The organism is Micromonospora sicca (genome assembly GCF_003172935.1).
Lineage (GTDB): Bacteria > Actinomycetota > Actinomycetes > Mycobacteriales > Micromonosporaceae > Micromonospora > Micromonospora sicca.
Map to the genome: position 1 here is coordinate 1 of NZ_QGKS01000084.1, position 13,766 is coordinate 13,766.

The 13,766-nt window shown below is 73.8% G+C and carries 13 protein-coding genes and 1 pseudogene; 4 read left to right on the forward strand and 10 right to left on the reverse strand.

The window, feature by feature from the left end:
* On the reverse strand, window positions 1–452 hold a 452-nt coding region (rsgA, locus tag DKT69_RS02890; RefSeq protein WP_368666215.1), incomplete at its 3' end, for a GTPase RsgA.
* A 179-nt stretch (window positions 453–631) separates the two neighbouring features.
* On the opposite strand from rsgA, the gene DKT69_RS02895 reads away from it, so the two are divergent.
* Both DKT69_RS02895 and DKT69_RS02900 read left to right on the forward strand, forming a co-directional pair.
* Window positions 632–1,348, forward strand: coding sequence for a maleylpyruvate isomerase family mycothiol-dependent enzyme (locus DKT69_RS02895; protein WP_109800051.1), 717 nt, complete (start codon window positions 632–634; stop codon window positions 1,346–1,348).
* 7 nt (window positions 1,349–1,355) lie between these two features.
* Window positions 1,356–2,009, forward strand: a complete 654-nt coding sequence (locus DKT69_RS02900) for an MBL fold metallo-hydrolase (protein ID WP_109800052.1) — start codon at window positions 1,356–1,358, stop codon at window positions 2,007–2,009.
* Window positions 2,010–2,114: 105 nt separating this feature from the next.
* Here the strand turns inward: DKT69_RS02900 and DKT69_RS02905 are convergent, their stop codons facing one another.
* A complete protein-coding gene (locus DKT69_RS02905) occupies window positions 2,115–2,738 on the reverse strand; it encodes a DedA family protein (protein ID WP_109800053.1) in 624 nt (207 codons plus the stop codon).
* A gap of 99 nt (window positions 2,739–2,837) precedes the next feature.
* Window positions 2,838–3,524 (reverse strand): class I SAM-dependent methyltransferase, encoded by a 687-nt coding sequence (locus DKT69_RS02910; RefSeq protein WP_109800054.1) that lies wholly within the window; start codon window positions 3,522–3,524, stop codon window positions 2,838–2,840.
* Between the two features lie 171 nt (window positions 3,525–3,695).
* Between DKT69_RS02910 and DKT69_RS02915 the strand changes: the two genes are divergently transcribed.
* Window positions 3,696–3,899, forward strand: coding sequence for a cold-shock protein (locus DKT69_RS02915; protein WP_007462771.1), 204 nt, complete (start codon window positions 3,696–3,698; stop codon window positions 3,897–3,899).
* A 49-nt stretch (window positions 3,900–3,948) separates the two neighbouring features.
* Here the strand turns inward: DKT69_RS02915 and DKT69_RS02920 are convergent, their stop codons facing one another.
* From DKT69_RS02920 to DKT69_RS02950, 7 genes and pseudogenes are all read right to left on the reverse strand, one after another.
* Window positions 3,949–5,235 carry an MFS transporter gene (locus DKT69_RS02920; RefSeq protein ID WP_236647308.1) on the reverse strand — a complete coding sequence of 429 codons (1,287 nt, stop codon included), beginning with the start codon at window positions 5,233–5,235 and terminating at the stop codon, window positions 3,949–3,951.
* On the reverse strand, window positions 5,232–5,807 hold the full coding sequence (locus DKT69_RS02925; protein ID WP_109800055.1) for an ArsR/SmtB family transcription factor: 576 nt from the start codon (window positions 5,805–5,807) through the stop codon (window positions 5,232–5,234). The genes DKT69_RS02920 and DKT69_RS02925 overlap by 4 nt, the downstream gene beginning before the upstream one ends.
* 90 nt (window positions 5,808–5,897) lie before the next feature.
* Entirely contained in the window at window positions 5,898–6,764 is an 867-nt protein-coding gene (locus DKT69_RS02930) for a hypothetical protein (RefSeq protein WP_109800056.1), read from the reverse strand.
* A 156-nt stretch (window positions 6,765–6,920) separates the two neighbouring features.
* Window positions 6,921–8,586: pseudogene (locus DKT69_RS40950) on the reverse strand (CocE/NonD family hydrolase).
* Between the two features lie 5 nt (window positions 8,587–8,591).
* A complete protein-coding gene (locus DKT69_RS02940; protein ID WP_109800057.1) occupies window positions 8,592–9,107 on the reverse strand; it encodes a MarR family winged helix-turn-helix transcriptional regulator in 516 nt (171 codons plus the stop codon).
* Between the two features lie 132 nt (window positions 9,108–9,239).
* A complete protein-coding gene (locus tag DKT69_RS02945) occupies window positions 9,240–10,118 on the reverse strand; it encodes a lytic transglycosylase domain-containing protein (protein ID WP_109800058.1) in 879 nt (292 codons plus the stop codon).
* Between the two features lie 134 nt (window positions 10,119–10,252).
* Window positions 10,253–11,665 carry a DedA family protein gene (locus DKT69_RS02950; RefSeq protein ID WP_109800059.1) on the reverse strand — a complete coding sequence of 471 codons (1,413 nt, stop codon included), beginning with the start codon at window positions 11,663–11,665 and terminating at the stop codon, window positions 10,253–10,255.
* A gap of 134 nt (window positions 11,666–11,799) precedes the next feature.
* Between DKT69_RS02950 and typA the strand changes: the two genes are divergently transcribed.
* Window positions 11,800–13,668: a translational GTPase TypA gene (typA, locus tag DKT69_RS02955; RefSeq protein ID WP_109800060.1), complete on the forward strand. Its 1,869-nt coding sequence runs from the start codon at window positions 11,800–11,802 to the stop codon at window positions 13,666–13,668.
* The last annotated feature ends 98 nt before the right edge of the window (window positions 13,669–13,766 follow it).

Sequence of the window (13,766 nt, forward strand, 5' to 3'; positions counted from 1 at the left end):
GTCTTGGTCAGCACGATCAGGGGCCGGGCCCCCGACTCGTGGACCAGGGACAGCGCCCGCTCGATCCGGCCGACGTCCGGCGTCGGGTGCACCGGCTCGACGACCGCGGCGGCGTCGAGGTTGGCGGCGAGCAGCTGCCCGCTGGCGTCCTTGCCGGCGGTCCGGCGGACCAGCGCCGTGCGCCGCGGCAGCACCGCCTCGACGGTCCGCCGCCGGTCGGGCCAGGTGCCGACCAGCACCCAGTCGCCCGCGCAGGGCAGCGCGCTCAGGTCCCGGGCGGCGGCGGCCAGCACCCCGCCGCCCAGGCTGGCCCGGACCGGGCCGTCGGCGCAGAGCACGGTGCAGACCCCCCGGTCGACCCGGGCCACCCGGCCCGGCCGGTGGTCGCTGCCCCGTCGTACGTGTGCCGCCCAGCCGGCGTCCCAGCCGAGGGCGGTCAGATCCATGGTCATGGCATCCTCATCGGTGTCGAGGCGGTACCTGGCAAAACACGCGCGCTACGACCGGCATGATCACCACCACCTCCTCCGACGTCCGGTGCCGCGTTCCAGGCCGACGGTAGGTGGCGCGCCGACGCGCCGAAAGCGATTTCCACGGCGACGGCGGGGCGCCGGACCGCTAGGGTCGACGCGTGACCACCGATCCGCTCCTGCTGACCGGCGAGGTGGACGACGCCACGGCCCGGCTGCTGCGTACCGTGGCAGCCTTCGACGCCGCGGACGTCGCCGCCCCATCCCTGCTCCCGGGCTGGACCCGGGGACACGTGCTGACCCACCTGGCCCGAAATGCCGACGGCTTCGTCAACCTGCTCACCGCCGCGCGCACCGGCGAGCAGATCCCGATGTACGCCAGCGCGGACGCCCGTACCGCGGACATCGAGGCCGGCGCCGATCGCCCGCCCGCCGCCCTCCTGGACGACCTGCGGCGCAGCTCGGAGCGGTTCGTCGAGGCAGTCGACGCGATGCCGGTCGAGGCGTGGGCGACGAGCGTGGAGACGCGGCGCGGCCCGTGGCCGGCGGCCCTGCTGGTCTGGGGTCGGCTCCGCGAGATCGAGGTGCACCACGTGGACCTGGCCGCCGGCTACCGGCCGGCCGAGTGGCCGGACGCGTTCGCCCAGCGGCTGCTGCACGAGGTGGCCACCGGGCTGGCCGGCCGGCCGGAGGCGCCGGCCATGGTGTTGCGCTTCGACGGGGTCCGCCAGGAACTCGTCGTGGGCGATCCCGAGGGGGCGCCCACCATCACCGGCCCGGCGCCCGAACTCGCCGCCTGGCTGATCGGACGCAGCGCGGGCGAGGTGCTCGCCGTCACCCCCGACGGCCCCCTGCCGACCCCACCGGAATGGATATAGCAGAGCCATGACCTACAGCGGAGACGTCACGCCCGGCGGTGCGCCGGCCGTCCGTGAACTCGACCGGCTCACCATCACCAAGGTGTCGGTGGGCCCGATGGACAACAACGCCTACCTGCTGCGCTGCCGGGACACCGGCGAGCAGGTGCTGATCGACGCCGCCAACGAGGCGCCCCGGCTGGTCGAACTGGTCGGCGACGGCGGGCTGGCCGCGGTGGTCACCACGCACCGGCACATGGACCACTGGGTGGCCCTGGAGGAGGTGGTCGTCAAGACCGGCGCCCGCCCGCTGGTGCACGCCGACGACGCCGACGGGCTGCCGATCGACGCGGAGACGCTCACCGACGGCGACACCGTCGCGGTCGGCGGCTGCCCGCTGGAGGTCATCCATCTCAAGGGGCACACCCCCGGCTCGATCGCGCTGCTCTACCGCGACCCGGCCGGCACCCCGCACCTGTTCACCGGCGACAGTCTCTTCCCCGGCGGGGTCGGCAACACCGACCAGGACCCGGAGCGGTTCGGGCAGCTCATCGACGACGTCGAGCACAAGGTCTTCGACCGGCTGCCGGACGAGACCTGGTTCTACCCGGGCCACGGCAAGGACAGCACCCTCGGCGCGGAGCGTCCCTCGGTGCCCCAGTGGCGCGCCCGCGGCTGGTGAGTCCCCCGCCGGTGCGGGCCCGACCGCCCGTACCGGCCGCCGGTCCGACCCCGACGGTGGCCGCGCGCCGCGGCCACCGCCGGCCCCCGTCGCCGGCGTGACCGGTCAGGCGGACGTGCCCACCCCGGCCAACGCGCGGAGCCGGTGCCGGGTGCCCAGCAGCACCGGACCGGCGAGCAGCAGGCCGACCGCCATGGTCAGCACGGTCGGGTTCGGCGCCCCGGGCAGCAGCCCGGCCAACGCCCGGGCGACGGTGCCGAGCAGCACGTACAGGCCCGCCCAGGCCGTCGCGCCGAGCGCGGCGCAGGCCGCGAATCGCCGGTAGGACATCCGCAGTCCGCCCGCGGCCAGCGGCAGCAGCGCGTTGAACACCGGCAGGAACGGCGCGACCAGCACCATCCGGCCGCCGCCGCGGCGCAGGATCACCTCGGCCGCCGCCCACCGCGACTCGCCGATCCAGCCGCCCACCCGGCTGTGCCGCAGCCGGTCGCCCCAGCGCCGACCGGCGAGGAAGCTGAGCGACCAACCGGCGAGGCAGCCGGCCACCACCGCCGCCACGGTCGCCAGCCCGGTCGCGGGCCGGCCGGCGCCGACCGCGGCCAGCACCGCGGCGTCGCCGGGCACCAGTACGCCGAGCAGCGGTACGGCGTCGGCGAGCATGACCATCCCGAGCGTGCTCATCAGCAGGGCGGTGGGCAGCTCACCGAACTGGGCCAGCAGATCCGTCATGCCCGTACGCTATGGCCGCCCCGACCCTGCGCACATCGGGTCCGATCCCCCACCGGCCCCTGATCCCGACTCGGGGTCGACCCCGACTCGCGTCGACGGTCAGGCCGGGCGCAGCACCTGCACCCGACGCACCGGGGAGTCCACGGACGGCTCGGTGGTGGGCACCGGATAGCTGGCCACCACCTTCAGCCGCCCCAGCGGCAGGTGCCCCCGGTCGGGGTCGCCGACCAGCACCTCGGCGCCGCGGGCGGCGGCCCGCTGCAGGAACGGCAGCACCCGTTCGGCCAGCGCGGCGTCGTAGAGGATGTCCCCGGCCACCAGCAGGTCGGCGGTCACCGTGGAGTCGAGCAGGTCGTCGGCGGTGGCGGCAACGACCACCCGGTTGGCTCGCGCGTTGACGGTGACCGCCGCGACGGCGTACGGGTCGATGTCGTTGGCGACCACCTGGTCGGCGCCGGCGAGCGCGGCGGCGATGGCCACCAGCCCCGACCCGGCGGCCAGGTCGAGCACCCGGCGGCCCGCGGCCAGCTCGGGGTGGTCGAGCAGGTGGCGGGCGAGGGCCTGCCCGCCGGCCCAGGCGGAGGCCCAGTACGGCGGCGGCAGGGGGTGACCCGCCGCCGCCTCCATCCGGGCCCACCAGACGATCGCGTCCTCGGCCAGGTGCAGCCGCACCTCGGGCACGAACGGGGTCTCCACCAGCTGGAGCCGGTCCAGACCGAAGCCGGGCACGGCGATCTCCCGTTCCAGGTCGGCCAGCGCCGCGCGTTCCCTCACCGGGGCAAGCATGCCCCGGGTCGGCCGGGACCGGGTGGATTTCCCGCTCCGCGAGCGGATTTCGAGGGCGCGCCGGCACTTCCGGCAGCGGATTGCGGCCCGGACCGCTACTGTCAGGGTGGTACAGGGCGATCACCCGGCCGCGCGGCCGGTGTTCACCCGCTTTGAACAGGGAGAGATTGCATGGCAACCGGCACGGTCAAGTGGTTCAACTCGGAAAAGGGCTTCGGCTTCATCGAGCAGGACGGCGGAGGCCCGGACGTGTTCGTCCACTACTCGGCCATCGCGAGCAGTGGTTACCGGGAACTCAACGAGGGCCAGAAGGTCGAGTTCGAGGTGACCCAGGGGCAGAAGGGGCCGCAGGCGGACAACGTCCGTCCGATGTAGCTCTGTGCCGGTGGCGGCGGTCGGTTTCCGACCGCCGCCGCAGCGCATCTCAGGCCACCTCCGGCGCCGCCGGCAGGTCGCGTCGCCACCGCAGCGGCCCGACCAGCAGGATCAGCGGGGTCAGCGCCAGCCAGCCGGTCATCACCCACATCGCCCGGCCCGGCCCGTACGCGGCGCCGAGCGCCCCGGCCAGCACGGCCGCCAGCGGGATCGTCCCGTAGTTGAGCAGCTGCATGCTGACCGTCACCCGGCCGAGCAGCGCCTGCGGGGTGTACGTCTGCCGGAAGCTGCCCTTGACGACGTTGCCCACGGCGACGGCGAGGCTGATCGCGACTCCGCCGAGGAGCAGCCAGACCACCCCGACGCCGGGCACGGTGAGCGGGATGAGCAGGGCGGGTGGCCCGCTGCCCAGGGCGGCCAGCAGCATCGCGCGGGCGGTGCCGACCCGGCGGGCGACGGCCGTGGCCACGGTCGCGCCGACGATCCCGCCCACGCTGGCCAGGCCGATCAGCAGCCCGACCAGGCCGGGCGACAGTCCGGCCGTGCGGACCAGGAAGACCACCAGGACGGCCTGGTAGCCGGTGAGACCGATGTTGCTGGCGGCACCGAAGAGGGTCATCACCCGCAGGTAGGGGTCCCGGGCGACGAAGCGGATCCCGGCCGCCACCTCCCGGCGCAGCGACGGGGGCCCGTCGGGGCGCGGCACCGGACGCTCGACCGTGCGGATCCGCCCCAGGCAGGCGGCGGAGACGAGGAAGCTCAGCGCGTCGAGCAGCAGGGCGGTGACCGCCCCGGCGAGCTGAGCGACCAGGCCGGCCAGCCCCGGACCGAGGACGTAGCTCGCAGTCTGCGTGGCCTGCAGCTTGGCGTTGCCCTCCGGCACCTCCTCGGGCCGTAGCAGGGTCGGCAGGTACGCCTGGTCGGCGGTCTCGAAGAAGACCCGGGCCAGGCCGGCGCCGAGCGCCACGGCCAGCAACTGGCCGATGGTGAGCACTCCGAGCACGGCGGCCACCGGGACGCTGAGGAACAGCAGGGCCGACACCAGGTCGCAGACGATCAGCACCGGGCGGCGGCGCAGCCGGTCGACCCAGGCTCCGGCCGGCAGGCCGACCAGCAGCCAGGGCAGCCACGCCGCGGCGGTGAGGACCGCGACCTGGAAGGTGGTCGCGTCCAGCACGGCCAGCGCGACCAGTGGCAGCGCCACGGTGGTCACGTTGCTGCCGATGCTGCTCACGGCCTGCCCGGTCCAGAGCAGCCGGAAGTCCCGGTGCCGGAACAGCCCTCCGCGTGGGCGTACCGGCGGGTCGGGCAGTCGGCTCGTCGTCGGCGCGCTCACGGCTGCGCCGGGATGCCGTGCGCGAACAGGAAGACCGGCTCGCGCCGCCGACCGTCGTCGGGAACCTCCCGGTCCGCCCAGCGGGCGAACAGGTCGATCACCTCGCGCCCCAGCTCGGCCAGCTCCTCCGGGGTGAGGTGCAGCCAGCGGTCGGTGGAGAAGGGCCCGTCGCCCCAGGCGGCCTGGGCCTCGTCGGGCGCGGCGTGCCAGGCGCGGGCGAGGGCGGCCTGTCGGTCCAGGTTGAGCGAGGTCGCGGCATCGGCGACCGCCCGGGCGGCGGGGTCGGCGTCGAAGTCGCTGTTGGACCAGCGCACCCCGCGGCTCTGCAGGCGCCACCACCGCTCCCGGCGATCCCGGGCCAGCTCGGGTGCCTCGGCGACGAGGTCGGCGCTCGCCAGCACCTTGAGGTGGTGGCTGACGTTCGCCGGCGCCTGGCCGGTCCGCTCGGCGAGCAGGCCGACCGTCGCCGGACCGTGCACCTTGAGCACGTCCATCAGGCGGCGGCGGAGCGGGTGGGCGAGCGCGGCGAGGACGCGGGAGTCGGTCACCTGTCGGACGTCGGGGTTCGGCATACGCCCACTCTGACACCAGCAACGACAGTTGCGCAATAACTATTGCGGAACTGTCGTTGCCGGATCGGGCCCGGCCGGTGGCGCGTTCCGTCAGGCGGCCAGCCGGCGGGCCATCTCGTCGGCGACGTCCTTGGCGATGGTGGGCGGGAGCGCCGCCGCGATCTTCTCCGGGGTGAGCCCGGCGAGCACGCCGGCGATGATCGCCTCCTCGTTGGTGAAGTCCCTGTTGGCCAGGTTGGTCAGCGCGACGCCGAGCGCGTCCACCCGCAGCATCAGATAGTCGAGCTTGGCCACCACGCTGTTGCTGGCCGACTGGGGCCCGGATCCGTCCGGGTCGACGCTCCGCCCCATGCTCGGCCCGCCGTAGAACATGGCGGAGTAGAGGTTGGCGATCTGGCTCTCGGCCGCGGCGCTCATGTCGTCCTCCAGGAGTCCGATGCTGGTCAGGTAGCGGCGGAACAGCGGGGTCTGGTCCCGGTTCGCCTTGATCGAGTCGCGGAAGAAGCTGAAGTGGGTGTGGAACAGGTGGGAACTGTCGCCGGTGCTGCGCTTGCCGAGCCGGTCCCACCGCCGCACCACGGCGCCGTCCGGCGAGTAGATGATCTCCCGGAGGTCCCCGGTGTCCGGGGCGCCGGCGACGCACTCCGCCACGCACCAGGTGGAGAACGTGTAGAGGTTGTGGGCGCGACCGCCCGCCGAGACCTGGAAGGTGCCGACGTCCAGGGCGGCCGCGTCGAGGGTGAGACCGGAGGAGTCCCGGCTGGACTCCACCACGGAGTAGTCGTTCGCCACGACCCGGTCGGAACCGCAGTGATAGCCGCCGCGGTGGCTGGGGTCGCCGACGATGCCGACCTCCGCGGGCTCCAGGTCCTCCGGCCGTACGACGTTCGGATCGACGTTCAGATGACTGAGCAGCAGAGTGCGTACCGCCAACAGGTTCGCCGGAGCCCGCGTCATGGGGTGCCCCCCTCCCGATCGTTCGCGGCCGGGCACGGTGATCACACCGCGTAGGCGGCGGGGTGATCCGGGGATGCGCCCGGCGAGTGCTGCACGGCACCGGGCAGTTGACCCGACCATATCTGGTCGTTCACCAGTTTGCCCAGGTCAGAGGCACTATCTGGAACTGAGAGAAGACTGTGGACCGAGGTCGAGGAGCGGCAGGACGATCGCTGACGGATGCTCCGGATCGTGCAGGATCTCCCGGCCCCCGGCATGCAGCGTCACTGCCGTACCGAGCGGTTCACCGGTGCCCGGGTTGCGCGCGTACCGGGGATGGGCGCCGCCGGAGACCTGGACCCGCAACCGGTGCCCGGGGGCGAACCGGTGTGCGGTCGGCCAGAGGGTCACCGGCACCCGCACCACGCCGGACGGACCGGTCGGGAAGCGGCCCGGCGCCACGCGGACCAGGCCGTCGCAGACGTTCCAGGATCTTCCCCGGCGGTCCACGTCGCAGAGCCGCACGAAGACGTCCAGGTAGGACAGTTCACTGCGGACGTGGATCTCGGCGTGGACCGGGCCGACCACCTCCACCGGCGCGTCGAGCGGGGGGCTGGTGTAGGTCAGCACGTCCGGCCGGGCCTCCACGGGCCGGTTGTCCACCGCGCCGGCCCGCTGGGCGACCAGGAGCGGACCGCCGAGCGACGGCGTCGGGTCGGCCGGGTCGTACCAGATCCGGTCCGGCGGACGGGGCCGGCGGGTCCTTCGCGAGGGCGCCCCCGGCGTGCAGGTGCCAGCGGGTCGACCCGGCCGGCGGCGGCCAGTCGGGCAGGTCCCGCCAGCCGCCGCCCGCTCCACCGACGTGCACCCGCACCGGCGCGGTACGCGTGCCCGGGCGGCCGGCCAGGTGCTCGTCGAGCCAGTCGAGGCCGTCCCGCAGGGCGGCCACGAAGAGCCCGGGGCTGCCGTGGGTCCACGGTCCGACGGTCAGTCGCGGGTGGGCGCCGGCGGCCCGCAGCGCGGCGTAGTCGTCGAGCTGGGCGGGGAGGAAGATGTCGTGCCAGCCGCTGATCATCGCCACCGGCGCGCGCACCTCGGCGATCCGGTCGCCGAAGACCCGGGACCGCCAGTAGTCGGCGTCCGGCGTGTGGTGGCGCAGCCATTCCTGGAAGAAGGGCACGGTGACGCCGGTGGCGATCCGGTCGGCCTCGGCCAGCGGCAGGTGGGCCAGCGCCGCGGTCAGCCGGGGCTGCCCCCGCTTGAGTTCCCACTGCCGGGCCAGCCACGGCACGGTCTGCGCCTGGAGCAGCTCCGCCCAGGTCAGCACCGTGTCCAGGGCGAACGACTCGCCTGCGTAGGTCGAGTCGCGGGTGCCCGACGCCGTCACCACCGCGACCATCGCCCTCAGCTCGTCAGCCGCCTCGGCGGCGACGGCCCACTGCACGAAGCCCTGGTAGCTGGCGCCTAACATGCCGAACGCCCCGGACCACCAGCGCTGCCGGCGCAGCCACTCGACGGTGTCCAGGCCGTCGTCGCGTTCGTGCACCAGCGGCGCGAACTGCCCGCCCGAGCCGTACGTGCCCCGGCAGGACTGGATGACCACGTGGAAGCCGCGTTCGGCGGCGAGCCGGCCGAGCAGCCGCACCGGCCCGCCCCGCCCGTACGGCGTACGAATCAGCACGGTGGGCGCGCCGGTCAGGTCCGGGGCGTAGTGGTCGGCGCGGAGCGTCACCCCGTCGCGGACCCGGACCGGGATGTCCCGGGTCACGGTCACCCGCCGGCTCCGGGCGGCCGGCAACCGCAGCACCGCGGTGGCGAGTCGGGTGGCGAGCCGGTCGAGCACGTCGGTCAGTCCGCGGTCCGGGGCGGCGACTCCGGGCGGGCGGCCCGCACCGCGTCGCGGTGTTCGCGCAGGGAGGCGCGCATCTCGGTCATGAACCGGTGGACCACCGCCAGCTCCTCGTCGCTGAACCGGGCCACCACCTGGTCGGTCCGCGCGCCGAGCGGCTGGAAGAACTCCGTCGCCAGGGCGGCGCCCCGGTCGGCGTGGTGCAGGAAGACCTTGCGCCGGTCGGCGGTGTCCCGGTCACGCCGGATGTGTCCGGCCCGCTCCAGCCGGTCGATCAGGGCGGTGACCGAGCCGGAGGAGAGGTTGAGCTGCTCCCCCAGCCGGCCGGGGGTGATCGGGTCGCCGGCCAGCTCGGCGTCCATCACGGCGATCAGCGCCTGCAGGTCGGTGGCGTTGAGCCCGTGCAGGGCGGCGAAGGCGTGCCCGACGTGCTGCGCGTCCACGGAGTAACGCCGCAGGTCGTCGGCGATGTCGGAGACCAGCCGCCCGCGCGGGTCGTCCCGCCGCCGGTACATGCCGTGCGCTGCCACGTCTTGTCGATTCCCCTGTCGAACAGGCCGGGACAGCAGCATAGAACGCCGCCGACAATCTCGCCGGTCAAGATGCTCGCGTTGGGAGCTGCCGTCACCTCGTCCGCATCGGTCAGGTCAGTAGGTCAGGCAGACGCACTCGGTCATCAGCGCCCGCACGTTGCGCACGTACTGCGGGTTGGGGATGGTCAGCGGCTCGCCCTCCCGGGCCACCGCGTTGTGCCCGTAGTTGTACGCCGAGATGATCGCGTTGAGCAGGCAGGAGTTCAGCTCGTCGGTGCAGAGCGAGGCGTCCAGCCGGTAGTCGGACTCGAAGTACATGTCGCCGATGTACTTCGTCAGCCAGGCCAGGTAGTTGGCGCCGAGGTAGGCATTGTCCCGGTAGTCGCCGATGTCGTACGACTGGCCGAAGCGCTGGTTCATCCAGTCCGCGGTGGCCGGCATGATCTGCATCAGCCCGATCCCGCCGTCGCAGGCGACGATGTTGGACTGCCAGCCGCTCTCCTGCCAGGCGGTCGCCTTGAGCAGACTGAGCGGGATGGCGATGTCCGGCGCGGAGGTCGGCCAGTAGGTGCGGGCGGCGGCGTCGCCGAGCGCCGCCTTGACCTGGCTGCGGGTCGCCTGGGTGCCCTTGTAGGTGGGCTGACAGCCGCTCGGTGCCGGCTTCGGCGGGGGCGGCGGGACCCGCGTCTCGGTGGGCGGCTTCGGGGTGGTGAGCGGTCCCGCCGCCGTCCGGGTGGGCTTCGGCTTCGGCTTCGCCGTCGGGCCGGCGGTCGGGCTGGCCTTGACGCTGGGCGCCACCCCCATCGCCTCGACCCCCGGCGGCGCCTCGCTCGGCTGGTCGGCCGGCGCCTCGACGGACCCGTCCGTCGGCAGCGCGACCGGCGCGGCCAGCTCCCGGGGCTCGGGTTCCGCGCCGCCGCACCCGGTGATCCCGGCGGCCAGCAGCAGTCCGGCCACCATCGCGGCGCCCATCCGGCTCATCCCTCGACGCATCCGGCCCCTCCCCCGTGGCTGTCGGCCGGACCTTAGCAAGGACCGGCCGGGTCGCGGGGACCCGACGACGCCGCGACCGCCCGGCCCATCGACGTCGGTCGGCTCCGGCGCGCCCGCAGCTCCCGGCCGGATCGTCATCGGGCGCGTCTCGCGCCGGCGGTCGCGGTCGGTTCGTCGCCGGTCGGGCCGTCCGCCGTCCCCCCGTCGCCGACCGCCCGGTCCCGGGTGGCCCAGGCGACCATGAACACCGCCGTCCAGGCCATCCCGAGCAGGACGGAGGTGGCGGTGCCGCTGGCCGTGCTCCAGCCCAGATAGAGCCGGGCGCCGCCGATCGCCACCACGCCCGCGACCGCGACCGTCCAGGCGGCCACCGCCGCCGGCCACGGCGCTCCCCGGGACAGCAGCCAGGCCAGCGTGCCGAGGCTCGCCGTCACCACCGCGTTCTGGGTGGGAAACAGGACGCCGGCGTCGCCCGGCCCGCCCGGTCCGGTGAGATCGGCCACCACGGCCAGCACCACCAGCGGCATGAACGCCCCCGCCGTGCCGACGACACTGAGCAGGTCGGCCCGCCAGGGCCGGTGCCGCCAGGCCAGCACGGCGGCGAGCAGCGCGACCAGCGCGATCAGGACGGACCCGCGCAGCACCGAGGCCGCCGTCGACGCGGCGTGGACCACCCCGGGGGTACGCCGGTCGGCGAACCAGTCGGCGAGGAGGCCGTCGACCACCGCGAGCCCGCTGTACCGGACCCCGGCCTCCAGCGCGAAGGCGATGGCCAGCCCGGCGGTGAACAGGAGCAGCAGGCCGGCGGCGAGGTTGAGCAGCAGCGTCCAGGCCGGTCCGAACCGCGTGGTGAGCAGGAAGAAGAGCACCCCGTACCGGGCCCGCAGCCAGCGCAGCGGCGGCAGCCCGGCGGCCCGCGACGCCAGGGCCCGCGCCGGGTCGGGGTTGCGGCCCAGCCACCGGCCGGCCAGCACCACGGCCACCAGGCAGAGCAGCAGCACCAGCACCGCACCGGTGGCCCGGCCGAGCAGGTGGGAGACCCGCTCGTACGACTCGCCGGCGAGGTAGCCGAGCAGGACCGAGCCGCCCACCCAGGTGACCACCCCGGCCAGGTTCCACGGCGCGAACCGCCGGTACGGCAGGCCCGCCGCGCCGGCCAGCCGGGGCGCCAGGGTGCGGGCGAAGGCCACCCAGCGGGCGGCGAAGAACCCCCGCCCGCCGAGTCGGGCGAGCATCGCGTCCGCCCGGTGCCAGCGCTCGGGGCCGATCCGGGCGCCCAGGCCGGAGGCGCGCAGCCGTGGGCCGTACCGGCGGCCGGCCCGGAAGGCCAGTGTGTCGCCTATCACGGCAGCACCCGTCATCACCAGCAGCGCCGGAATAATCCGCAGCGTCCCCGCGTAGGCTAAGAAGCCGACCAGCAACAGGGTCGCCTCTCCCGGCACCAGCAAGCCGAAGATCACCGCCGTCTCGCCTGCGACGATCGTCGCGGCGACCAGGTAGATCAACAGGGACGGCAGGCCCTGCAGCGACATCAGCAGGTCAGGCATCCGGTCCCCAGCAGCACGGGGGCCAGCATGCCAGCCGCAGGAACGGTCGGAACAGCAGTTTCGGCAGAGATCCGGGCGATCTCGGGGTGACCCCGACACGCGCACCGGCAACCGCAGACAGGAGTATGGAGGGTATGCAGCTTCGCACCGACCTCCGCAACGTCGCCATCATCGCCCACGTCGACCACGGCAAGACGACCCTGGTCGACGCCATGTTGCGGCAGGCCGGCGCCTACGGCGCCCGCGGCGAGACGACCGAGCGGGTGATGGACTCGGGGGACCTGGAGCGGGAAAAGGGCATCACCATCCTGGCCAAGAACACCGGCGTGCACTACCTGCCGGCGGACGGGTCCGATCCGGTCACCATCAACATCATCGACACTCCCGGCCACGCCGACTTCGGCGGCGAGGTCGAGCGGGGCCTGACCATGGTCGACGGAGTGATCCTGCTGGTCGACGCCAGCGAGGGCCCGCTGCCGCAGACCCGCTTCGTGCTCCGCAAGGCGCTCAGCGCCCGGATGCCGATCATCCTGGTGATCAACAAGGTGGACCGGCCGGACGCCCGGATCAAGGAGGTCGTGGACGACACCTACGAGCTCTTCCTCGACCTGGACGCCGACGAGGAGCAGATCGACTTCCCGATCATCTACGCCTGCGCCCGCGACGGCATCGCCTCGCTGACCCAGCCGGCCGACGGCTCGGTGCCCGACGACAGCAGCTCCCTGGAGCCGCTGTTCCGCACCCTGCTCGACACCATCCCGCCGCCCGCGTACGAGGAGGACGCGCCCCTGCAGGCGCACGTCACCAACCTCGACGCCTCGCCGTTCCTCGGCCGCCTCGCGCTGTGCCGGGTCCGGCAGGGCACCATCCGCAAGGGCGCGACGGTGGCCTGGTGCCGCACCGACGGCAGCACCCAGCGGGTCCGCATCTCCGAGCTGCTGATGACCGAGGGGCTGGAGCGTAAGCCGGCCGACTCGGCCGGCCCGGGCGACATCATCGCGGTCGCCGGCATCCCGGAGATCATGATCGGTGAGACGCTGGCCGACGCGGAGAACCCGCAGCCGCTGCCACTGATCACCGTCGACGAGCCGGCGATCTCGATGACCATCGGCACCAACACCTCGCCGCTGGTCGGCCGGGTCAAGGGCTCGAAGGTCACCGCGCGGATGGTCAAGGACCGGCTCGACAAGGAGCTGGTCGGCAACGTCTCGCTGCGGATCCTGCCGACCGAGCGGCCGGACGCCTGGGAGGTGCAGGGTCGTGGCGAGCTGGCGCTGGCCATCCTGGTCGAGCAGATGCGCCGGGAGGGCTACGAGCTGACCGTGGGCAAGCCGCAGGTGGTCACCAAGGAGATCGACGGCAAGACCTGCGAGCCGGTCGAGCGGCTAACCATCGACGCCCCGGAGGAGTACCTGGGCGCCATCACGCAGCTCCTCGCGACCCGCAAGGGCCGGATGGAGCAGCTGGTCAACCACGGCACCGGCTGGATCCGGATGGAGTGGCTGGTCCCGGCGCGCGGCCTGATCGGCTTCCGCACCGAGTTCCTCACCGACACCCGGGGCACCGGCATCCTGCACCACGTCTTCGAGTCCTACGAGCCGTGGTTCGGCGAGCTGCGCACCCGCAACAACGGGTCGCTGGTGGCCGACCGGGCGGGGGCGGTCACCGCGTTCGCCTTGATCAACCTGCAGGAGCGCGGCCAGCTCTTCGTCGAGCCGACCACCGAGGTGTACGAGGGCATGATCGTCGGGGAGAACTCCCGCTCCGACGACATGGACGTCAACATCACCAAGGAGAAGAAGCTCACGAACATGCGGGCGTCGACGTCGGACGAGACCGAGAAGCTCATCCCGCCGCGCAAGCTGTCGCTGGAGCAGGCCCTCGAGTTCTGCCGCGAGGACGAGTGCGTCGAGGTGACCCCGACCGCGGTGCGCATCCGCAAGGTCGTCCTCGACCAGACGCAGCGGGGCCGGATGGCCGCCCGCCGCAAGCACGCCGGCTGACCCCAGCCCCCGCACCACCCACCGGAGCCCGGACCGCCCCACGCGGCCCGGGCTCCGGTGGGTGGTGCGGGGGCTGGGGTCAGCCGGCGTGCTTGCGG